Below are 21,750 nucleotides of genomic sequence, written 5' to 3'. Positions count from 1 at the left end.
AACAGGTAAGGGGCCGACGGGTGGGTCGGCCGGTCAACAGCTTCGGACTTCCCCGTCGTCGCCGGCCTCTTCGAGCAGCTTCCGGGCGGCGAAGACCACATCCGGGTGCACGCCGAAGAGCACCGCCAGATTCTCGGGAGGACCACGACGAACGAAGTCGGGACCTGCGGGAAACGCCTCGAGTTCGGCGAGCAGGGTGCGCGGGTCCAGGCTGCGCGGCGCCGGCCGGGTCCGGCGTCCACCCGGATCCCGGGCCGCGATCTCCCGGTGCTTGCGACGGATGTCGAGCAGGGCCCAGGTCAGGCGGGCGCGCCCCTCGACGCTCTCCAGCCAACTCCGGGCTTCCTCGATCACCGCTGGGGGCACCCCGAGCATCACCGCCGCGCTCTCGAGGGGGGCGCGGCGCAAAAACTCCCATCCATCCGGCCTGAGCGCCAGGTGGTCGAGCAGAACCTCCATTTCCGCGGAAAGCGGCGCAGCGTCCATCGACACGTGGAAAGTCCCTCGGGCGAAAAACTAACCGGCATGTTAGCTGTGTTCGGCCCGAGTCGTCAACCTTGCCCGGCCGGCCCGGAAATCACGCTTCGCGCCGGACCTCAGAAGTAGGGGGTGATGCGCAGGACGAGTTGAGGGGCGTCTTCCCGGCGGGGGAGGGGGAGGTCCACGCTGGCTCCGGGGGGCAGGAGTTCGGTGACGCTCAGCGCCATCCGCTCGGAGGAGGAATAGACGGAGCGGCCCCTGTGGCTGACGGAAATCCGCAGGCTCAGGTTGTCGCCGGCCAGTTCGAGGGGCAGGATCGAGATCGCCAGGGTGCCTCCGTCTCCGTCCTCGGCCGGTCCGGGGCGATGGCGATAGACGTACTCCACCGGTGAACCGACGATGCTCGACAGCCGGTGACGCTCGAGCAGGACCAGTCGCCGGTCCGTCTTGTGGTAGACCCCCACCAGGAAGTCCACGGGAATGCGAAGGGGATCCTGAATCTCGAGTCGAGGGATTTCCTCCCAGTTCACGACCGCGGCCAACACCAGCCGCTCACCGGTGTTGGCGTCGCTCCACAGATCGGCCAGCCAGACACGTCCCTGGGCGAGTTCGCCGCCCCGGCGGGTTTCCACGGCCCGGGTTCCCGGAGGCTGCACGGTGGATTCGAGTTCGATCTGGCAGAGGTCGCCTTCTTCGCCGGGCTGCACCCGCAGGACCAGGCCGACGGCCAGGGCGCGGTCCCCCTCGCCGATCTCCCGGGCGAAGACCAGTCGCTCGCCGGGTGTTCCGCGCAGGGTGGCCCGCAATTCTTCCCCGGTGCTGCCCGGCCGGTTGAGCACCAGCCGCAGATCGACGCTCACACGCGTCTCGTGGCGCAGCACGAGAGGCGCGGTGGCCCCCGCGGGAAGCGCGACGAGCAGACCGACTCCGAGGGCGAGCAGGCGGCGCGGGTGACGGTGGGCCGAGCGGGCGGTCATCGACTCAAGGCCTCCGCGACGGCGGGCAGGCGCCGACGCAGCCGCCGGGCGGCCAGAACCGCTCCGGCGAGGCCGAGTCCGGCGCCGATCGCCAGGCTGGCGGAGGTCGCCGCCAGGGGAGAGGCGGCGTCGCTCCGGGCGAAGGTGGAGACCAGCGGAGCCAGGGGCATGCCCTGGGCGAGGGGCATCAGCAGGCGCGCCGGGCCCGCCGCCCAGGTCGGGTCTCCCTCGTCCTCCATGGGGGCCGGCCGCGGCCAGGTCACGGAAAGCCAGGCGCCGACGCCGAGGCCGGCGAGCAGCGCCCCGCCGCCGCCGGCGAGGCCCGCGAGAGCTGCTGCCGGGTCGTCGAACAGCCACAGGCTCACGCCCAGCAGCAGGCCCAGGCCCGCCAGGACCGGTCCGCCCAGGGCGCCCACGGCAGGCAGCAGGCTCCCGCGGACGGGGTGGGCCGCGAGAAGGATCAGGCTGCCTGCGCGGCCCCCGATTCCCAGGGCGTTGCTCATCGGTGCCGCCGTGCCCGTGACCAGGGTCCATGCGGCCAGCACCGTGGCGATGGCGGCCACGGGCAGGCCGTCGAAGCCTCGTTGGTCGACGAAAACGCCGAGGCCGAGGACCAGGGCCCCGGTGATCAGGGCCTGGACAAGAATGGCGCGGCTGCGGGTGGGGCCCCAGACCCGGCGCACTTCCGCGGGCAGCCACGAGCGGGAGCCGCCCCGTCGGCGGGAGGGGACCAGGCGCGCTTCGAGCCAGGGCAGAGAGCGGGTCGAGGCCAGCACGCCCACGGCCAGCAGGTGGGGAGCCAGCCCGAAGGCCAGCGCCCGGCCGTCACCGGCCCAGGCCAGGATCTGCGAGTGGTAGATCCAGTAGCCCACCGACCACACGGGCGGGGGCGTGGCGGCGGCGCCGGCGACCGAATCGCCCGCGCCGGCGAGCCAGACCAGGGGGACGACCAAGGTGGCGGCCCGCAGCCATGGCCGAAAGGGTTCCGGTTGGGAGTGGGCCATGGTCAGCAGGCGGCGGAAGAACACCGCCACCGAAGCGGTGAGCAGGGCCAGGCCCACGGCTGCCGGCAAGCCCAGCAGAGCACTGGCCGGACGGAAGCGCACGGACGCCGCGAACAGCGCCAGGCTCGCGGGCCAGATGACGAAGGCGGTGGGCTGGAGAAAGAGGACCGAGAGCAGGTCGAGAACGAGCAGATCGAACTCGCGGACCGGTTGGCAGAGCAGGGGGCGCCGGTCGAGTCCCGTACGGTGGGTGTCGGAGAGCACCATGGTCAGCAGCGTGAGGGTCAAGGTCGCATCGGCCATCGCCCCGGCCACCACTGCCGCGAGGGTCTCCCGTTCCGCCGAGGCGAGCGTCGAGATCAGCATCGTGCCGACCCCGCCGAAGACGATGGCGGCCAGGGCCAGCATCGAGCCGGAGAGCAGGGCCATGGCCCCTGCGGCCACGATGCCGGCCACCCCCAACCGCCGCCGGGCCGCCTCCCGCAGCCGGCCCAGGGTGACGGCGAGGTGCAGCTCGAACAGCGCCCAGGCGGCCGGCCGGTTCATGGCAGGTACCACTCCATGTCCGGTACCTCGGGCGGAACGCCGAGAGTTTCGACAATCGCCCGTTCGAGGGTGTCGTGGCTTCCTTTCACATCGGCCAGGGCCCCGTCGATTCGCACGCGTCCCTCGTCGATCACCGCCACGTGGGTGGCCAGGGATTCCACCAGCGGCAGCACGTGGGAAGTCAGGAAGATCGTCACGCCCCGCCGGCGCAGGTCTTCGAGCATGTTGCGGATGCCCCGTGCGGCGACCGGATCGATGCCTTCGAAAGGTTCATCGAGAAAGAGCAGCGAAGGGCCGTGGATCAGGGCGGCGGCCAGGGCCGCCTTCTTGCGGGTGCCCTGGGAGAGGGCGCGCACCGGTTGATCCAGGTGTTCGCCGAGGGCGAGCGCGCCGGCGACCTCTTCCAGGCGGCGTTCGGCCTCGTTCCGGGCCAGGCCCCGCAGGGCGCCGAGTCGGACGATGTTCTCGCGGGGGGAGAGCACGTCGTAGAGCACGGGGAAGTCCGGGACCACCCCGATGCGCTGGCGGAAGGCGGTTCCCGCCCGGCGGGGGTTTTCGCCCAGCACCCGAACCGAGCCCCCGTCCGCGGCCAGCAGGCCGGTGAGAATCCTGACGGTGGTGGATTTGCCGGCGCCGTTGGAGCCGACCAGGGCGAAGAAGGCTCCCCGTGGAACCTCCAGGTTCACGTGGTCGAGGGCGGTGATCGCACCGAAACGGCGAACCAGGTCCCGGATCTGTAGGGCCGGGGTCTCGGGGGGCGGCATCGAGTGGGCGCTCATCCCGGCAAAGTATAGATCCGGGAGGTGATGGAAATCCGCCCGTTTTTCGCTAAACTGCGCGGGGGCAACGGGGTTACAGTATGGAGGCCACTGATGGAGGCCGCAGAATATGAAGGCGCTGTGACGCATCGCCGGCCCGTCGGCCCTTCCCGTTCCGGCCGACGCTTCCTCCGGGTGGCTCTGATCGTTCTCCTGCTGGGGGCCGCGCCGGTGCTCGCCGTCGGCGGGGCGCCCCGCGGACGCGTCCTGCGGGGCGTGGCCGTCGATCCCGCCGGCCACCGCCTTGCCGGGGTGGAGATCGTCCTGACCAGCGAACGGGCGGGAACCCGGACGGATTCCGGGCCGTTGACGGTGCGCAGCGATGCGAAGGGCCGTTTCGCCCTCGCGGGCCTGACCCCGGGCTCCTATCGCATCGTTGCGGTCAAGGGGGGGTACTCGGTCCTGGTGGGCAAGGTCGATACCCTCGTGCGGGACTTCCTCGAGATCATCCTCCAGCCCTCCGGGCCGCCGGCTCCTCCCGGCTCCCGCCCCCGCGGGTCGGCCTGGGCGCTGCGGCTGCCTCAGCGCGATCGTCTCGAGACCCGTGGCGCGGCGGCGGCTTCGGCCGCCGGCGACGGGACCGCCGGGGCTGAGCCGGCTCGTTCCCCCCTGCTCTTCGAATGGCAGCGGGCGTGGACCGACGACGGCTCCGGGAGCGCCCAGGGCATGGTCGCCGCCCTCTCCGGGGAGGTGCCCATCGAGGATTTCGGGCGTTTCGCCGTCAGCTTCCGCCGTCGGGCGGTGGGGGAGGCCGGTGGCCTGCGGGACACCGGCGACGTGGTCGTCGCCTCGTGGCGGCCGGAGCCGGGCGTGGGAACGGGGATTCCCACCATCGAAGTCACGACCCTGGGGCGGAAGCGACGGAGCCTGCCCGATGGAGCCGCCTCCGGCGGCGGCTTCGGTCAGCGGCAATTGGGGCTTCGCGCAGACTGGTCCGTGTTGCGGCCGGGTCGCCTGGTCGAGGCCAGCGTGGAGGCCGGGCTGGCCCGCGGCTCGGAGGATTACGGTGGGGGCCCGGGCGAAGACGAGGCTCTCGAGTCTGAATTCTCGGCGCGGCGCCTGGCCGCTCGTGTCAGTGTCCGCAGCGGCTGGGCCCGGGATCACGAGTTGGAAGGACAACTCGAAGTGGTGCGTGCGGCGGGGGGGGTGGCGGACGATCCCCTCGGTCGACCGGCGGCGGTCGTTCCCTTCGCCGACCGTTCCGGCGGGGGGAGCCTCGAGACCCTGCACGGCGATACCCTCGATCTGCGCCTGGCCGATGCCTGGACTCCCGCGAGCCGTTGGGAGCTGGCTTCCCGCTGGCGCGTGATGCAGGTCGGCGGGAGCCGTTCCGCTCTCCGCATGGCGGCTTCGGTGGGAGCCACCTACCGTCCGGCGCCCGGCTGGGAACTCGCCGGGGAGGTGGGTGTCGCCCGGGGTGAGCGGCAGCCTGAGGGGCAGAGCTGGCGGCTGGCTCTCTCGCACCACCGGGGCCCGTGGACCCTGAGCCTGGAGGGCTCGGAGACCCGGGGCCTGCCGGCGTGGGAAGAGACACCGTCGGCCGGTCCCCCGACCCCGTTGCTGTTGACCGAGCGGTCGGCTCACCTGAGGCGGACCCGGGCCCGGGCCGACTGGGTCGGCCCGCGGGGGTGGCCGTCGGTGGCCTTCCAGGCCGAGCGCATCGACGCCAGCGGTCGCCTGGCCGCCGGCTGGTCGGGCGCCTTTCCCCTGGCCGCCGTGGTGGATGACGCCGATGCCTGCGGCGAGAGCCTGCAGGTCCTCGTCGATTCTCCCGCCACGGGAACTTTCGTCTCCATCGGCTGGGCGCGGGTGGAGGACGGCGCGTCCGGCGTCCTGCTCGAGGGTGCCGCCGCCTGGCAACGGCGGGCTTTTCGCCTCAGGCAGCGCTTGCCCGCGGGAGACCGGACCTGGGCCTGGCACTTGATGGTGAACGTGGAGGAGGGGGCTTTCATCGACCCGCCCGCCGATTCCGACCTCCCCAAGGGCCGCCTGGCCCTGGTGGACCAGCGGCGTATCTCCGGCGGCGTGGCGGTCGCTTTCTAGCCCGGGCCGGTGATGAGCGTTCGAGGTGAAACAGTGTTGCGACGGGGCCCGCGCTGGTGGCCGACCCTCCTGGTGCTGGGGGTCGTGGTCCTGCTCGTCCTGTCCGCCGCCAGGTCCTGGCGGGAGGTGAGGCCGTTTCTCGGCGTAGACGTGGTTCGCGGCGAGGACGGTGTTTTCATCGAACGGGTGGTTCCCGGCTCCCCGGCGGAACGGGCGGGCCTGCGGCCGGGGGACCGCATCGAGGAGATCGCCGGCACGCCGGTCAGTGCGTGGCTGGCGGCACAGGATCGCCTGGCCGGGGCCGAACCCGGCCGCCCCCTCGGCCTGGTGATCGAGCGTTACGGCCAGCGACTGCCCGCCACGGTCTCGGTCGGCGCGGTGGTCGAGTGGCACGGGGACCGGATCCTCGCCGCCTCCGTCGCCCTGCTCTTTCTGCTCGGTGCCGTGGCGGTGCTCCTGCGGCCCCGCTACCGGCGGGCCAGCCTGGTCTACGCCCTGTGGTGCATGGCCGGCGCCCTCGTTCTCGGGGTGAGCTGGTCGACCCGGGCCGAGACGGCTGACTGGCTGCTCTTCTGGGTCGACCGGGCGGCACGGCTGGTTTTCCCCGCCCTGTGGATTCATCTCGTGCTTTCGCTGCGCTCCGCCCGGTCGTCCTGGCGACGCTGGCTGCCGGTGATCTACGCGCCCGCGGCGACACTGCTGGTGGCGGAGGTGCATCTGGTGGGATTCAGCGGTGCCTTGCGGGCCGAGGATCCCGTGGGGCTGGTCGACCTGCTTCAGTCCCGGATCGAGATCGGCTGGATCGGCGGCGGCCTGCTCGCGGGAGTCCTGGTGCTGGCGCTGCAGGCCCGGCGCACGTCCCGGGCCGAGCAGAAGGCCCAGGCCCGCTGGCTGCTCTTCGGCGCGGCGGCGGCGGTCCTGCCCTTCGCCGCCCTGACCTGGTTGCCACGGTTGCTCGGCGGGGTCGAGCCCTCCTGGTCCTGGATCGCCCTGCCCTTGATGGGGCTGGCGCCGGCGCTGCTGACGCGGGCGGTGATGGAATACCGGCTGATGGACCTGGCGCTTTTCGGGCGCCGAGCCGTTGCCGGGGGCCTGATGCTGGGTCTGACCGTGGTGCTCTTCCTCGGTCTGTTCAGCCTGGCGCGGGTGCTGGTGCCCTTCGTGCTGGTGCCGGCGGGAATCGTCCCGGTGCTGCTGGCGGCCGTGGGAACCGCGGCACTGGCGCCTGCCGTGCGAGCCGGTGTGCGCGACCTGGTGGGCCGCCTGTTCTACAGGCGGCGCTACAGCTTCCGCAAGGCTCTCGAGCGTGTGGCGCGGGAACTCAATGCCGAGCAGCACCTGCCCCGGCTGGCGGAGGTGCTCGAGCGGCGTATCGGTGAAGCGCTCGATGCCGATCCCGTACGCCTGCTGCTGTTGACAGACAAAGCGCGGCCGGTCGAACCGGCCACCGGACGCCCGGTGGCCGCGCGCATCGACGCTCCCCTCCGCCGACGGCTGGAAGAGGGAGAAGTGGTGACCCTGGCGGACCTGCCCGACGCTCCGGAGAATCTCCCCAGCCTGCACCTGGCGGGAGTCCAGGTGCTCGTTCCCTTGCGGGTGGAGGGTCGGGTGATCGCCCTTTTGGCGGTGGGGCCGCGGCGTCACGGCGTGCTCCTCGATTCCGACGACCTGGACCTGCTGCGCACGGTGGCCGCCCACGCGGCGGCGGCCGTGGCGGGAGCCCAGCATCTCGGCCGACTTCGCGAGCAGGTGACCCTCGTCGAGCGCCTGAAATCGCGCACCGAGGCGCTGGTGGAGGCCAGCCCGATCGCCATCGTGATGATCGACCAGGAAGGGTTGGTGCGGCACTGGAACCAGGCCGCGGAACGTCTGTTGGAAAAGCGTCGGGACGATGTGCTCGAACGGTCCTACGTGGACGTGCTGCCCCCGGCGCTGCACGAGCAGGTCCGCCAGACCCTCTACACCCTCAGTCGCACGCGCCGGTCGTTCCGGGTGCGGGTGGGGCAGGGGCGGCTGGTCAACCTCACCTGCTCCCCCCTGGGGGCGCCCTCCGCTCTCGATGGGCTGCTGCTGACCCTCGACGACGTCACCGAGCAGGTGAGGATGGAAGAGCAACTGATCCAGCAGGACCGCCTGGCGTCGGTGGGCATGCTGGCTGCGGGAGTGGCCCACGAGGTGAACACGCCCCTGACCGGGATCTCCTCCTACGCCCAGATCCTGCTCGAAGAAACACCCGCGGAGGATCCCCGCAGGCCCCTGCTGGAGAAGGTGGTCACCCAGGCCGACCGGGCCTCGCGGATCGCCCGGGGTTTGCTGAGTCTCTCCCGGCCCGGCGGGGAGGGCGCCCTGGCCCTCGGTCCCGTGGACCTGATGGACCTGGCCGAAGAGACCGTTGGCCTGATCGCGCCCCAGGTGCGCCGGGCCGGAGCCACGGTCACCTGCGAACGGCCGCCTCGGCCCGTGGTGGCCGAGGGAGACCGGTCGAGGTTGCAGCAGGTGGTGATGAACTTGCTGCTCAACGCTCTCGATGCGGTGGGCGAGGGGGGCGAGATCACCCTCCGGGCCTGGCAGGAGCGTGACGGCATGGCCCGCCTCGAGGTTCGGGACAACGGCGTGGGCATCCCCGCCGAGGCCCGCGACAGAATCTTCGATCCTTTCTTCACCACCAAGGATGCCGGCGCCGGGACGGGACTCGGGCTGTCGATCAGCTACGCCATCGTGCGCGAACACGCCGGTACCCTGGCCGTGGACAGCGAACCGGGCGAGGGCACGGCCGTTCGCATGCTCCTGCCGCTGGCCGCGGTCTCCGCGGATCGCCGCGCCGTCTGACCCGCCGGCACCGGCGCTCGGGTTCCGGGGCGAGTGCCCGTATCGCGGGCTGTGCGGCATAATCTCCCCGCCCTTTCCTCCAAGGAGCCAGGTGTGGCCGCTTCCTCTCCCAACCGGGTGCTCGTCGTCGACGACGAAGACGTGATCCGCGACGTCCTCGGCACGATGCTCGAGCGCCGGGGGGGCTACGACGTGCACCTGGCCCGGAACGGGGACGAGGCCCTGGCGCACCTGGCCAGTCACAGCGTCGACGTGGTCCTGGTGGACCTGATGCTCCCGGGCATCGACGGGCTGGACCTGCTGCGGCAGATCAAGTCCGACGACCCTACCCGGGAGGTCATCATGATGACCGCCCACGGCTCGGTGGAAACCGCGGTCGAGGCGATGAAAAACGGTGCCTTCCACTACCTGACCAAGCCGTTCCAGAACGAGGAGGTGATTCTCCTGGTGGAAACGGCGCTGACCCAGCGCCGGCTGCGTCTCGAGAACATCGGCCTGCGTCGGGCTTTGGCCGACCGGCACCGGGAAGGGCGCCTGGTCGGGCGATCGCCGGCGATGCAGGCGCTTTTCCGGACCATCGAACAGGTGGCGCCGGCTCGCGCCACCGTGCTGATCAGCGGCGAGAGCGGTACGGGAAAGGAACTGACCGCCGAGGCGATCCACCGGCGCAGTGACCGGGCCGCGGCGCCTTTCATCATCGTCAACGGTTCGAATATTCCTGCCGATCTGCTCGAATCCCAGCTTTTCGGGCACGCCCGCGGGGCGTTTACGGGGGCGGATCGGGCGCGCCGGGGGTTGTTCGAGGCGGCGGGGGGAGGAACCCTCTTCTTCGACGAGATCAGCACCATCCCCCTGCCGGTGCAGGCCAAGTTGCTGAGGGTGCTCCAGGAAAAGGAGTTTCTGCCGCTGGGTTCGGTCAAGCCGGTCAAGGTCGACGTGCGCATCCTGGCCGCGACCAACGAAGACCTCGGTGAGCTGGTGGCGCGGGGCGAGTTTCGGGAAGATCTCTTCTACCGGCTCAACGTGATCAGCCTGCAGCTGCCGCCGCTGCGGGAGCGGCGGGAAGACATTCCCTTGCTGGTGGAGCATTTTCTCGCCCAGCTTGGCGACGAGCATCGTCGGCCGGGCCTGCGCCTGGCTCCCGAGACCCTGCATGCCCTGGTGCAATACGGGTGGCCGGGGAACGTGCGCCAGCTGAGAAACTCGATCGAGAGGATGGTGCTCCTCGCCCGGGACGAGATCCTGGGCCCCGAACTGCTGCCGGAGGAGTTCCGCCAGGCTTCTCCGGTCTCCGCCCTGCCGTTGCCCGAGGGGCGCACCTTCCAGCACGCCGTCGAGGACTACGAACGCTCCCTGATCCGCTGGGCGCTCGACGAGGGGGGCGGCGTGCAGCGTCGGGCCGCGGAGATCCTGGGCATGAAGCCCTCGACGCTCAGCGAGCGCATGAAGCGCCTGGGGATCCGCTGAAAGGGTCCGGCAAACCCCGGAGCGCCCCCCTGTGCGCCGGTATTTCGGCGCTTTCCGGGGAGACAGGGCTCCAAGTCGGACACACAGGGGGCTGGCAGCGCCCCGGTGCGGGTCGCGCCCCGCACCGGGAGCCGACCTTGACACTCGGCGATCCCCTGGCGGGTGTAGATTATGCGGCGGCAGCCGGCGCCCGCCTGCCCGGGACGGTTTTATCGGGTAGAATCCCGGCCCGGTTCCCGTAGCCGCGGCAAGGGGCGCGCGGTACATGAGGGTGATCCGTTCGCAGGGGACTCGAGTCGAACGGTGGCCGAGGCCGGTCGTGCAGTCTCGCGCGGCCGGGACCGGCAGGCCTTGGCAGGCCGATGTGGAGGCCCGGGGCGACATCCCGGGGGAGGTCGAGATGAGATCGTTGCGGAAGATCCTGCTGGCGCTCGCCGGAGCCCTGGTGCTGAGTGTGGCGAGCCTGGGCCCTGTTCTGGCCGCTGTCGGCGCCCTGGAGGTCACGGTTTACGAGGTCAACAGCCAGGGTGAGCAGGAGAGCTTGCTTGACGGAGCCAGGGTGATCGTCAAGAGCATCGATGGGGCGGTGGAGCGCGCCGCGGTCACCATCGATGGCCAGGCGACTTTCGCAGGGCTGCCGGAAGGCGATTACAAGGTGAATGTCATGATGCCCGGCTACGGCCAGATCGGCCTGGACGTCGCCGTGCTGCCCAACCGGGTCAATCAGCTTCCCGTCGGCATGCGGCCGCAGAAGAGAGAAGAGCTGACGGTCCGCGCCGCCAAGGACGTGGTGGAACTCGAAAAGGGCGGCCAGACCGAGACCACCATCACCGAGGATTTCTTCGACAACCTCCCGGTGCTCGGTCGCGAGTACCAGTCGGTGTTGACCCTGGCCCCCGGCGTGCAGGACGACGACGGCGACGGTAATCCCAACGTCCACGGCGCCCGCGAGCGGGACTTCCGGATGACCGTCGACGGAGTGAGCAACGTGGACCCGCTGACGGGCCAGTTCCAGTCTTTCGTCAACGCCGACGCCATCGAGGAGATCCAGGTGGTGGATTCCGGCGCCGACGCCTCGTATGGCGGCGCTACGGGTGGATTCGGCAAGATCATCACCAAGAGCGGCAGCAACGAATTCGAAGGCACATTCAACCTCTTTTTGCGGGACTCGGCCTTCGATGGTGATCGTGCCGGCAACCGGGAGCCCACCGATTTCGGCCTGATCCGCCCCTCGGTCTTCTTCGCCGGACCGATTGTCAAGGATCACCTCTGGTACGTCGTCAATCACGAGTACATCGATCTCAAGGATCCCGTCGACCTGATCGGCGGCGACTCCTTCGTGCAGAAGCAGACTTCCTTCCGCAGCATGGATAAGATCACCTGGCAGGTGAACCGCCAGAACAAGCTGTCATTCCAGTATTCGGCGGATCCGTTCAAGATCGACCCCGCCGGTGTTTCCTCGGTGGCTCCCCCCGAAACCGGCGTCGTCTACGAGCAGGGCGGGCCGACGTACACCCTCAAGTGGACCGCGCCCTACTCGCCGACCTTCTTCTGGGAGGCGACGATGGCGTTTTCCGATATCGACCGGGAGTATCATCCCGTCGATCCCAACGCCCAGAACTCCTGCGTCTCCCGGACCAACCCGACGACCGAGCCCCTGCGGGGGATGATGTGTTTCGACGACAACCGGGGCGGCTTCCGCTCGGGCGCCTTCTACCAGGACTTCGAGGACCAGCGGCAGCGCTGGACCTACAGGGTCGACGCCGAGCAGTTCATCCAGGAGTGGCTGGGTGGAAGTCACCGGCTGAAGTTCGGCAGCACGATCGAAAACGTGCGCTACGATCGAATCAAGACCCAGCGGAATTTCCTGCGGATCCAGGCGCGATTCACCCCTATCGGGAGTATCGGCGGCCCGGGGGGCGGTGTCATCGGCTCGTCGGGGGGAGAGCAGGAACTCTTCACCACGCGTTTCGCCCGGACAGAGGGTGACGTCGATCTCCGGCAGAACGGCGCGCGAGGGAATTACTACCATCTCTACGTTTCCGATACCTTCGAGCCTGCCAGCAACCTGACCATCACCGCCGGCGTGCGTTTCTTCCGCGAAGAGATGTCCGCGCCGGGCTACGTGCCCTTCGACCCCCGGGACGAGCGCGAGGCATGGAGACAGTACCTCGACGATTGCGAGCAGTTTTTCATCGACTTGACCGGTAGGCCTGTCGGCCCCTCCGCCTGTCTCGCCCGCTTCCTCAAGGGCAGCGCTCTCGATCCCTCTCCCGCTCCGGGCATCGTTCTCCCCGTGGGAACGGGATTCACCTACCACCCCTTCGATCTGCCCCTGCCGGGCGAGCCCTGCACGACGTCGCGTTGCCGGCTGCTCCAGCAGGCGGCCGGTTTTCCCTTCGTCGGTGAACTGGACGTGGCCAACGCCCGCCCCTCCGAGACCTTCGACGTCGTCAACAACAATCTCGAACCGAGGCTGAGCATCGCCTGGGACCCGTTCAACGATGGCAAGACCAAAATCGCGGCGAGTTGGGGCCGCTTCCACAGCCAGACCTTCCTGCTGCCCCTGGTGGACGAGGCCGACTCGGATGCGGCGTTGACCCTGCGTACGCTCAAGAGTGACGGTTCGATCAGCACCGGGTTCCGAGATTTCGGCTGGTCGGTTCGAGCCATCGACCGCGACCTGGTTTCCCAGGGCAACGACGAGTGGGGCCTTTCCGTCGAGCGGGAGATCGCTCCGGAAACCAGCTTGCGTGTCCGCTATCTGCACAGGAAGTTCAGGGACCAGCTCCAGGATACCGACATCAATCACACCGCCGTGCTCTGGGAAGAACGGCCCAGCGACTTTCCCTCCTGTGACGACCCCGCAAGGGATCCCCTCAAGCCCTGCTGCAAGAAGATCGGCCGGTTCGCGGATTGTGCCGGGAAGATCGACACGGCGGGAAACCCTGTCTACGACGGCCTTCCCGACCTTCGCCTGGCCTCGCCCTTTTTCAACAACGTCTACCTGGTCGGCAACTTCAACGAGAGCAGCTACGAGGCCTACATTCTCGAGTTGACCCGCCGTTACTACCAGAACTGGGAGCTGCAGGCTTCCTACACCTGGTCCAAGGCCATCGGTCAGGCCGAAGACTACAACAGCGGACTGGGAGACGACCCGGCCAATACCGATGACGAGGTCGGTTTCCTCGAGTTCGACCAACGTCACGTGGTCAAGATCAACGGTCGCGTGATGCTTCCTTACTGGGGTGGCATTCGCATCGGTGGAGCGTTCACCTTCGCGACCGGTCGACCCTACTCGCTGGTGACGGTGCGTACCGTCGTCGATTCGGACGCCAACTTCGCTATCGGCGCATCGGGCGTCGACTACACCACCAACAGGGACTCCTTGCGCTTCGGTTCGGCGACGACGCGAAACATCTTCCCCACCGGCCGGCGCAACGACCAGCGCAATTCGCCGACCTGGGAGTTCAACCTGAATCTCCAGAAGGATTTCCGGGTTCGTTCGATGCGGGCCACCGCGCAACTCGACATCTTCAACCTGCTCAACGACAACACGCTGATTCTCCAGCGCATCGTCAGGCAGGAGGTTCCTCTTCCCGAGGGTGGTTTCGAGTTCAGGGAGATCCCTGTCGGGTTCCGCAAGCAAGGGCGGATCTTCCAGCTGCAGATGAAGCTCAACTTCTAGGAAGCCTGGAGAGGCCCCGCTGACCGCCTTCCGGCCTTGCCGGAAGGCGGTTTCGTTTCGGCTCGTGCATAATCCGGGCCACGCACGAGAGGAGATGGCGATGCTGAGGTTCTACAACTCGCTGACCCGGAGCATGGACGACTTTCGTCCCTTGCGCGAAGGGCGGGTGGGCTACTACACCTGCGGGCCGACGGTGCACGATTTCGCCCACATCGGCAATTTTCGCACCTTCGCCTGGGAAGACCTGCTGCGCCGTCACCTGGAGTACCGCGGGTTCGAAGTCCTGCACGTGATGAACATCACCGACGTGGAGGACAAGATCATCCGCAAGGCGGCCGAAGCGGGGGTCGGCATCGAGGAGTGGACCCGGCGCTACACGGAAGCCTTCTTCGAGGACGCCCGGGCCCTGGGGATCAAGCCGGCTCACCACTACCCGCGGGCCACCGAGCACATTGCCGAAATGCTGGACCTGGTACGCCGTCTCGAGGAGAAGGGGCACACCTATCCCTCCGACGGGTCGGTCTACTATCGCATCGCCAGCTTCGAGGGGTACGGAGCCCTGGCGGGCCTGGACCGGGAGAAGCTGGTGGTCGGCGCCCGGGTCGACGCGGACGAGTACGAGAAGGACGATCCGGCGGATTTCGTGCTGTGGAAAGGGGCCCGGCCGGGAGAGCCCGAGTGGGATTCGCCCTGGGGCGCGGGGCGCCCGGGCTGGCACCTCGAGTGCTCGGCCATGGCGCTGAAATACCTGGGCGAGAGCTTCGACATTCACGCCGGCGGGGTCGACCTGAAGTTCCCGCACCACGAGAACGAGATCGCCCAGTCGGAGGGCGCCACCGGGCGCCGCTTCGTCAATTACTGGCTGCACGGGGCTCATTTGCTGGCGGACGAGGAAAAGATGTCCAAGTCCCTGGGCAACTTCCACACCCTCCGGCAACTCCTCGAACGGGGTCACGATCCGCGGGCCCTGCGCTACCTGCTGATCGGCACCCACTACCGCAAGACCCTCAACTTCACCTTCGAGGCTCTCGATCAGGCCCGCAGTGAACTCGAGCGTGTCGATGCCCTCCGGCGGCGCCTGCGCACCGAGGTCGCCGGCAAGGCCGGCGGCCTGCTGCGGGCGGAGCGCCTGAGTCAGACGCGGGAGGCTTTCGCCGCCGCCCTCGACGACGACCTGAACATCTCCGGCGCCCTGGGCGAGGTCTTTCGCCTCGTGCGGGAACTGAACAGCGCCATCGACCGGGGCGAGTTGGGAGTCGAAGATGCCGACGCCGTCGAGGCCCTGCTGGTGGAACTGGACCAGGTGGTGGGCGCCCTGGTGAGCGAGGGGGGCGAGGAAGCCGTCCCCGAGGATGTGCAGGAACTCGCCCGTCGCCGGGAGGAGGCCCGCCGGGCCCGGGACTGGGCGGCGGCCGACAGGCTGCGGGACGAGATCACCGCCCGGGGCTACCTGATCGACGACACGCCCCAGGGCACCCGCCTCCAGCGTCGCCGCGACTGACGCGGGGCCTCCCGCGGCCGCAACAGGCCGACGCGGTGCTTCGGCCCCCCCGGGCTCTGCCGGGCCACAGTGGACGGGGAGGCAGGCCGATGGACGGAAGACCCGCGTCCCCCGCTCAGCGCAGCGCCCGCGGACGCCAGGCCGAGCGCCTGGCCGAGCGCTACCTACGAGCCCAGGGATACGAGATCCTGGCGCGCAACGTGCGATTCCGGCGGGGTGAGATCGACATCATCGCCCGGGACCGGGGCGAGATCGTCTTCGTCGAAGTGCGTTCCCGCAGGGCGGGATCCTGCCGTTCTCCGGAGTTCCTATCCCTGGCCAAACGTCGGGCCCTGCTGAGGGCCGCAGCCCAGTGGGTCGGCCGGGAGGGCCATGGCAACACTTTCTGCCGCTTCGACCTGGTCACGGTGCGTTTCGCCAGCCAGGAGGCGCGTCTCGAGCACCATCGGGGGGCCTTCGTCGACGATCTCGACGAGTGATCCCCGGGCACGCCCTGTTCAGGAGGCCTTGCGGGCCCGCAGGCGCAGGTGGAACGAGCGGCGGTCGAGTTCGACGGCCAGGTTCTGCCGGGTGAACAGGAGTTCGAGCTGATCGCCGGCCAGAAAGAGGCTGCCGAATCCCGTCCAGCGCTCGAGGCGGGCGATCCAGGAACCACGCAGGCTGGCCGGATCCGGCTCGAAGAGCACCGCCAGTCCTCCAGGGGTGAGGACCCGCGCGATTTCTCGGGCGACGGCCTGCAGGTCGCCCATGTGGTGGAGGGCGTCGACCACGATCACCCGCTCGAAGCTCGCCGCGGGGAAGGGCAGGGCTTCGGCACGGGCGCGGGTCGCGCCGAGGCCCCGCTCGGCGGCGCGTCGGATCATCGGCGCGGAGAGGTCGGCCACCACGGCCCGCCGGCAGCGGGGCGCGAGTCTGCGGGCCAGGCGCCCGGTGCCCCCGCCCAGGTCGAGCAGCCGCTCGCCGCCGGTCAGGGACAGGGCCTCGGCCACCGCGTCAGCGGCCCAGCGGCCCACGAGGGAGTCCCAGACCGGGGCCACCAGGTCAAAAAAACCATTGCGCGGATGGCGGGGGCGGGCGCGGGAGGGCACGGGGTTTTCCTCGTTGGGAAGGCGGGACCGCAACATTATGCGGGCCCTGGCGGAAAGTGCCCGAAACCCCTCGCCGCCGGGTGCCGGTGCTGATATCTTGAGCGCTTCAACGGGGCGTCGTGGCCCGCCCGGACGCGGTCCCCGCCTGCGGGAGGAGATGCGGTGCGAGAGGCGATCGGGAAGCTCTGGCCGGAAGCGGAATGGATTGCGGATGCCGACCTGCGCGAGAAGGTTCTCCGCTGCTGGGAGGTCGCCATGGAGCGCTCGCCCCTCGAGCCGGCGGATCTCGAGACGATCCCCTTCACCCTGCTGGTTCCCGACTGCCCGGCGACCTTCATGGAGCACAAGCGCTGCGTGGTGCACATCGCCCGCCGCTCGGCGGAGGCCATGCAGGAGTTTCTCGGCCGGGCGCTGGCCATCGATCTCGACACGGTGATCGCCGGCGCGATTCTGGCGGACGTGGGCAAGCCCCTCGAGTACGAGCTGGCCGACGGCCGGTTGCGCCAGAGCGCCCGGGGGCGGGCGCTGCGTCACCCCTTTACCGGCGTGGCCCTGGCCATGGAATGCGGCCTGCCCGACACGGTCTGCCACATCATCGCCGCCCACGCGGGCGAGGGCGACATGGTGCGCCGCAGCGTCGAGGCCACCATCGTCCATCACGCGGACTTCATGAGCTTCCTGCCCTTCAAAAATCTCTGACGGGACCCGGCCGGGGTCCCCCCGCGCGCTCCCGGCGCGACAAAGGACCGAGACCCATGAGCACCCACGAGACGATCACCGCCACCATGGCACGCTGGGCCGCGGAACTGGAATACGAGCACATCGCTCCCCAGGCCGTCCACCAGGCCAAGCGCTACCTCCTCGATTCCATCGGCTGCGCCCTGGGGGGGTACCGCCAGCACGACGTGAAGATCTACCTCGACCTGATGCAGGAGGTCGCCGGTTCCGGAAAGGCCACCGTCATCGGCAGCGGGGAGAAGGTCGATCCGCTCTCGGCTTCCCTGGCCAACGCCTTGATGGTCCGGGTGATGGATTACAACGACATCTACTGGCAGCAGGATCCCTCCCACCCCTCGGACATTCTTCCCGCGGCCCTGGCCTGCTGCGAGCGGCTCGGGTCGGGGGGGCGGGAACTGATCGTGGGGATCGTGCTGGGTCACGAGTTCGAGATGCGCATGTGCGAGGCGGCCTTCCCGGGCATCCGTGAGCGGGGCTGGCACCATGCCACCCTGACGGCCTTCGTCTCGCCCATCGTCGCCGGTCGGGCCCTGCGGCTGGATGACGAACGGATCCAGCATGCGATCGGTATTTCCGGCAGCCGTATGGCCACCCTGGGGGCCGTCACCGCCGGCAAGCTGACGATGATGAAGAATACCGTCGATCCCCTGGCGACCCAGAGCGGCGTGCTGGCGGCGCTGCTGGCGGAACGGGGCTACACCGGACCCGAGCACGTGATCGACGGCAAGGAAGGCCTGGCTCACTGCCTGGGTCCGGAGTGGAAGCTGGAAGTGCTGACCGAGGGGCTGGGGGAGTCCTGGCGCATCGAGCGCTGCGGGATGAAGGGCTTTCCCACCGAGGCCCTGACCCACGCTCCGATCTCCGCCGTGCTCGACCTGGTCAAGACCCACGACCTGGCGCCCGACGCGGTGGAGAAGGTGCGTATCCGTTCCCTGGCGCGGGCTGCGGATATCCTGGCGGATCCCACCAAGTACGACCCCCGCAGCAAGGAGACGGCGGACCATTCGCTGCCCTACTGCATCGCCGCGGCCATCGTCGACCGGCAGGTGACCCCCGCCCAGTTCCACGACGAGAAGATCATGGACCCCACCATCCGGGCCCAGCTCGAGAAAGTCGAGGTGGTGGCCGACGAGGAGATCGAGAAGGTCTTCCCCGCCCTGCAGCGCGTCCATGTGACCATCTACACCACCGGCGGCGACAGCTTCGAAAAGCAGCTCGACTATCCCAAGGGTGACTACCGCAACCCGCTGACCGACGAGGAGGTGGAAGAGAAGTTCGAAGCTCTGGCCGCGGACGTGCTCACCGACTCCCGGCAGCGGGAACTCAAGCAGGCGATCTGGGAGCTGGATTCCCTGGGCTCGGTCAGCGAGTTGCTGGAACTGACCCGGGCCGACAAGTAGATCCCGCGGCGCGACGGGAGGCAGCGATGGTTCAGACCGTCATCGAGAAGATTGCCGGGGCTCACGGGGTGGGGCTCGAGGCTCCGCAGCGGGTTCGCGCGGGGGACTTCATCACGGTGCGGCCGCGTCACGTGATGACCCACGACAACACGGCGGCGGTGATGAAGAAGTTCCAGGCCATCGGAGCCGGAAAGGTCCATGATCCCGCCCAGCCGGTGTTCACCCTCGATCACGACATCCAGAACCACTCCGCGGCGAACCTGGCCAAGTACCAGGCCATCGAGACTTTCGCCCGGGAGCAGGGCATCACGTTCTACCCGGCGGGTTCGGGCATCGGCCACCAGATGATGCTCGAGCAGGGCCACGCCCGGCCCGGTGCCTTCGTGGTGGCCTCCGATTCCCACTCGAACATCTACGGGGCGGTGGGCGCCCTGGGCACGCCGGTGGTGCGCACGGACGCCGCGGCGATCTGGGCCACCGGCGAGTTCTGGTGGCAGGTGCCCCGCACGGTGCAGGTGGTTCTAGAGGGGGCCCTTCCCGGCGGGGTTTCGGGCAAGGACCTGATTCTCACGCTCTGCGGGCTCTACGCCTCGGGGGAGGTGCTCAACGCGGCGGTGGAATTCGCCGGTCCCGGTGTGGGGACCTTGTCGATGGACGCGCGGATGACCATCGCCAACATGACCACCGAGTGGGGCGCGCTGGTGGGCTGGTTCCCCGTCGATGACGTGACCCTCGAGTGGCTCGAGGGGCGCCGGGACCAGGGGGCGCGCATCACCCCCGAAGACCTGGCCGAGTGGCGGGAGGCTCCCCCGCGTCCCGACGAGGGCGCGGCCTACGCCGGGCGTATCGTGGTCGACCTGGGCCAGGTGCGACCCCACGTGGCCGGTCCCGACACGGTGCAGGCCGTCACGCCCCTGGCCACCATGGCGGCCCGGCGGGTGTCCGTGCAGAAGGCCTACCTGCTTTCCTGCGTCAACTCTCGCTACGAGGATCTGGCGGCGGCGGCGGCGGTGCTCGATGGCCGTCGGGTGGCGCCGGGCGTGCAGCTCTACGTGGCGGCGGCGAGTCGGGAGATTCAGCAGCGGTGCGAGGCCAGCGGCGTCTGGGAGACTTTCCGCCAGGCCGGGGCGCGCTTCCTGGAACCGGGCTGCGGGCCCTGCATCGGTCTGGGCGAAGGACTACTCGAGCCCGGCGAGGTGGGGATCTCCGCCACCAACCGCAATTTCAAGGGACGGATGGGTTCGCGGGAGGCGCAGTGTTACCTGGCCTCGCCCCAGGTGGTCGCGGCCTCCGCCGCCGCCGGCGTGATTTGCGGCCCGGAAACCATGGCGCCGGTCGAACTGGAGCGCCGCTGGGAACCCCGGCCCCTCGCACCCCGCTCCAGCGGCGGCGTGGAGATCGTCGAGGGTTTTCCCGCGGTGGTGGAGGGCCGGGGGCTGCTCCTGCCCCAGGACAACCTCAACACCGATGGAATCTACGGCAAGGACTACACCTATCGCGAGGATGTGAGCCCGGAACTGATGGCCCGGGTGGTGATGGAGAACTACGACCCCGAGTTCAGCGGCAAGGCCCGCCCGGGCGACATTCTGGTCGGGGGCTGGAACTTCGGCACCGGTTCCAGCCGCGAACAGGCGGTGACGGCACTGGCCGCCCGGGGAATCGCCATGGTCATCGCGGGGAGCTTCTCGCAGACCTACCTGCGCAATGCCTACAACAACGGCTTCATCTGCATCGAGCAGGAAGAAGTCGTGCGGGCGCTGCGTGAGCATGCCGCGTCGGCCATCGAAGCCGGCGTGCGAACCATCGTGATCGATCCGGCGCTGCGGGTCGATTTCACCCGGGCGCAGATCACCTGGAACGAGCAGCACTTCGCCTTCGCGCCCCTCGGTGCGACGGCTCAGGAACTGGTTGTCGCCGGCGGCGTGGAGGCCCTCGTACGCCGGCGTCTGGGACTCGACGGAAAGTAAACGGAGACAATGACGCCATGACGCGCCACACCATCGTCAGCATGCCCGGGGACGGAATCGGCAAGGTCGTTCTGCCCCAGGCCATCCGGGTGCTCGAAGCCGTGGGTTTCGATGCGGACTACGTTCACGCCGACATCGGCTGGGAGTTCTGGATCAAGGAAGGCAACGCCCTGCCCGAGCGTACCGTCGAGTTGCTGGCCGAGCACAAGACGGGACTCTTCGGGGCGATCACCTCCAAGCCCAAGCCCGCCGCCCTGGCGGAGTTGTCACCGGAGTTGCGGGACAAGGGCTACGTCTACTTCAGCCCCATCGTGGGCCTGCGCCAGCGCTTCAACCTGGACGTTTGCATCCGCCCCTGTCGCTCGTTCCCGGGCAACCCGCTGAATTTCATCCGCCGTTCGGCGGACGGCGGCTACGAGGAGCCCAAGGTCGACGCGGTGATCTTCCGCCAGAACACCGAGGGTCTCTACTGCGGGCTCGAATGGAGTCACCCGCCGGAGGCGCTGCGCCGGGCCATGGCGGAGCATCCCAAGTGGAAGGCCTTTGCCGATGTGCCGCCGGAGCAGATGGCCATGTCGGTGCGCCTGTTCACCCGTGGCGCCTGCGAGCGGATCCTGCGCGCCGCGTTCACCTACGCGCGTCGCCATGGCTACAAATCGGTGACCGTCTGCGAGAAGCCCAACGTGCTGCGGGAGACTTCGGGAATGATGGAGGAGATCGCCGCCGAGGTGAAGGCGGATTTCCCCGACATCGCCCTCTGGTCGACCAACATCGACGCCCAGATGATGTGGCTGACCAAGAACCCCGAAGACTACGGGGTCCTGGTGGCGGGGAATCTCTTCGGTGACATCGTCTCCGACGCTTTCGCCGGCCTGGTGGGCGGCCTGGGCTTCGCCTGTTCGGGGAATATCGGCGACGAGGTGGCCGTGTTCGAGCCGACCCACGGTTCGGCGCCGAAATACGAAGCTCTCGACCCGCCGATCGTCAACCCGATCGCGATGATTCTCTCCGCGGCGATGATGCTCGATCATCTCGGAGAAGGCGACAAGGCCGAGAAGATCCGAGGCGCGGTGGCGGCGGTGGTCGCCGAGGGGCGCGTCCGGGCCTATGACATGATGAAGCTGCCTGGAGGACCGGACGTGATCTCCAGGGGAGCGGCGACCACGGTGGAGTTGACCGACGCCATCATTTCCGCCCTGTAGAA

At 69.1% G+C, this 21,750-nt stretch carries 15 protein-coding genes; 10 read left to right on the top strand and 5 right to left on the bottom strand.

Features of this window, described 5'->3' with window-relative positions; all coding sequences use genetic code 11:
* Window positions 1–33: 33 nt before the first annotated feature.
* From Q9Q40_14810 to Q9Q40_14795, 4 genes are all read right to left on the bottom strand, one after another.
* On the bottom strand, window positions 34–492 hold the full coding sequence (locus Q9Q40_14810) for a hypothetical protein (GenBank protein MDQ7008489.1): 459 nt from the start codon (window positions 490–492) through the stop codon (window positions 34–36).
* 104 nt (window positions 493–596) lie between these two features.
* On the bottom strand, window positions 597–1,457 hold the full coding sequence (locus tag Q9Q40_14805) for a hypothetical protein (protein ID MDQ7008488.1): 861 nt from the start codon (window positions 1,455–1,457) through the stop codon (window positions 597–599).
* The gene (locus Q9Q40_14800) at window positions 1,454–3,007 is read right to left on the bottom strand and encodes a hypothetical protein (GenBank protein MDQ7008487.1); all 1,554 of its coding nucleotides are present in this window, start codon (window positions 3,005–3,007) and stop codon (window positions 1,454–1,456) included. The genes Q9Q40_14805 and Q9Q40_14800 overlap by 4 nt, the downstream gene beginning before the upstream one ends.
* Entirely contained in the window at window positions 3,004–3,786 is a 783-nt protein-coding gene (locus Q9Q40_14795; protein MDQ7008486.1) for an ABC transporter ATP-binding protein, read from the bottom strand. Before Q9Q40_14795 ends, Q9Q40_14800 begins: the two co-directional genes overlap by 4 nt.
* Before the next feature lie 93 nt (window positions 3,787–3,879).
* Here Q9Q40_14795 and Q9Q40_14790 point away from each other — a divergent pair, with 93 nt between their 5' ends.
* The 6 genes from Q9Q40_14790 (at window position 3,880) to Q9Q40_14765 (ending at window position 15,832) form a co-directional block, all read left to right on the top strand.
* Window positions 3,880–5,868, top strand: coding sequence for a carboxypeptidase-like regulatory domain-containing protein (locus tag Q9Q40_14790; protein MDQ7008485.1), 1,989 nt, complete (start codon window positions 3,880–3,882; stop codon window positions 5,866–5,868).
* Between the two features lie 36 nt (window positions 5,869–5,904).
* Window positions 5,905–8,697: an ATP-binding protein gene (locus Q9Q40_14785; GenBank protein ID MDQ7008484.1), complete on the top strand. Its 2,793-nt coding sequence runs from the start codon at window positions 5,905–5,907 to the stop codon at window positions 8,695–8,697.
* Window positions 8,698–8,790: 93 nt separating this feature from the next.
* Complete coding sequence (locus Q9Q40_14780; GenBank protein ID MDQ7008483.1) at window positions 8,791–10,164, top strand: sigma-54 dependent transcriptional regulator; 1,374 nt, start codon at window positions 8,791–8,793, stop codon at window positions 10,162–10,164.
* Window positions 10,165–10,564: 400 nt separating this feature from the next.
* Window positions 10,565–13,852, top strand: coding sequence for a TonB-dependent receptor plug domain-containing protein (locus Q9Q40_14775; protein MDQ7008482.1), 3,288 nt, complete (start codon window positions 10,565–10,567; stop codon window positions 13,850–13,852).
* A 100-nt stretch (window positions 13,853–13,952) separates the two neighbouring features.
* Window positions 13,953–15,353, top strand: a complete 1,401-nt coding sequence (gene cysS, locus Q9Q40_14770) for a cysteine--tRNA ligase (GenBank protein MDQ7008481.1) — start codon at window positions 13,953–13,955, stop codon at window positions 15,351–15,353.
* Window positions 15,354–15,442: 89 nt separating this feature from the next.
* Window positions 15,443–15,832 carry a YraN family protein gene (locus Q9Q40_14765; protein MDQ7008480.1) on the top strand — a complete coding sequence of 130 codons (390 nt, stop codon included), beginning with the start codon at window positions 15,443–15,445 and terminating at the stop codon, window positions 15,830–15,832.
* 18 nt (window positions 15,833–15,850) lie between these two features.
* Here Q9Q40_14765 and Q9Q40_14760 read toward each other — a convergent pair whose 3' ends face one another.
* Window positions 15,851–16,441, bottom strand: a complete 591-nt coding sequence (locus Q9Q40_14760; GenBank protein MDQ7008479.1) for a class I SAM-dependent methyltransferase — start codon at window positions 16,439–16,441, stop codon at window positions 15,851–15,853.
* 162 nt (window positions 16,442–16,603) lie between these two features.
* Between Q9Q40_14760 and Q9Q40_14755 the strand changes: the two genes are divergently transcribed.
* From Q9Q40_14755 to Q9Q40_14740, 4 genes are read left to right on the top strand one after another with little or no spacing between them, the layout of a single operon-like run.
* A complete protein-coding gene (locus tag Q9Q40_14755; protein ID MDQ7008478.1) occupies window positions 16,604–17,140 on the top strand; it encodes an HDIG domain-containing protein in 537 nt (178 codons plus the stop codon).
* Between the two features lie 56 nt (window positions 17,141–17,196).
* Window positions 17,197–18,579 (top strand): MmgE/PrpD family protein, encoded by a 1,383-nt coding sequence (locus Q9Q40_14750; protein MDQ7008477.1) that lies wholly within the window; start codon window positions 17,197–17,199, stop codon window positions 18,577–18,579.
* A 26-nt stretch (window positions 18,580–18,605) separates the two neighbouring features.
* Window positions 18,606–20,546, top strand: coding sequence for a homoaconitase (gene lysF, locus Q9Q40_14745; protein MDQ7008476.1), 1,941 nt, complete (start codon window positions 18,606–18,608; stop codon window positions 20,544–20,546).
* 17 nt (window positions 20,547–20,563) lie between these two features.
* Window positions 20,564–21,748 carry an isocitrate/isopropylmalate family dehydrogenase gene (locus Q9Q40_14740; protein ID MDQ7008475.1) on the top strand — a complete coding sequence of 395 codons (1,185 nt, stop codon included), beginning with the start codon at window positions 20,564–20,566 and terminating at the stop codon, window positions 21,746–21,748.
* The last annotated feature ends 2 nt before the right edge of the window (window positions 21,749–21,750 follow it).

The organism is Acidobacteriota bacterium (assembly GCA_030949985.1).
Classification (GTDB): domain Bacteria; phylum Acidobacteriota; class Polarisedimenticolia; order J045; family J045; genus JALTMS01.
The sequence above is the reverse complement of the archived record's forward strand: the minus strand, read 5'-3'. Positions and strand labels throughout refer to the sequence as shown.

Excerpts from the sequence above, each read along its gene's own strand:
- Q9Q40_14805 (MDQ7008488.1), bottom strand. The coding sequence starts at position 1,457 with ATGACCGCCCGCTCGGCCCACCGTCACCCGCGCCGCCTGCTCGCCCTC.
- Q9Q40_14800 (MDQ7008487.1), bottom strand. The coding sequence starts at position 3,007 with ATGAACCGGCCGGCCGCCTGGGCGCTGTTCGAGCTGCACCTCGCCGTC.
- Q9Q40_14795 (MDQ7008486.1), bottom strand. The coding sequence starts at position 3,786 with ATGAGCGCCCACTCGATGCCGCCCCCCGAGACCCCGGCCCTACAGATC.
- Q9Q40_14790 (MDQ7008485.1), top strand. The coding sequence starts at position 3,880 with ATGGAGGCCGCAGAATATGAAGGCGCTGTGACGCATCGCCGGCCCGTC.
- Q9Q40_14775 (MDQ7008482.1), top strand. The coding sequence starts at position 10,565 with ATGAGATCGTTGCGGAAGATCCTGCTGGCGCTCGCCGGAGCCCTGGTG.
- cysS (MDQ7008481.1), top strand. The coding sequence starts at position 13,953 with ATGCTGAGGTTCTACAACTCGCTGACCCGGAGCATGGACGACTTTCGT.
- Q9Q40_14765 (MDQ7008480.1), top strand. The coding sequence starts at position 15,443 with ATGGACGGAAGACCCGCGTCCCCCGCTCAGCGCAGCGCCCGCGGACGC.
- Q9Q40_14750 (MDQ7008477.1), top strand. The coding sequence starts at position 17,197 with ATGAGCACCCACGAGACGATCACCGCCACCATGGCACGCTGGGCCGCG.
- lysF (MDQ7008476.1), top strand. The coding sequence starts at position 18,606 with ATGGTTCAGACCGTCATCGAGAAGATTGCCGGGGCTCACGGGGTGGGG.
- Q9Q40_14740 (MDQ7008475.1), top strand. The coding sequence starts at position 20,564 with ATGACGCGCCACACCATCGTCAGCATGCCCGGGGACGGAATCGGCAAG.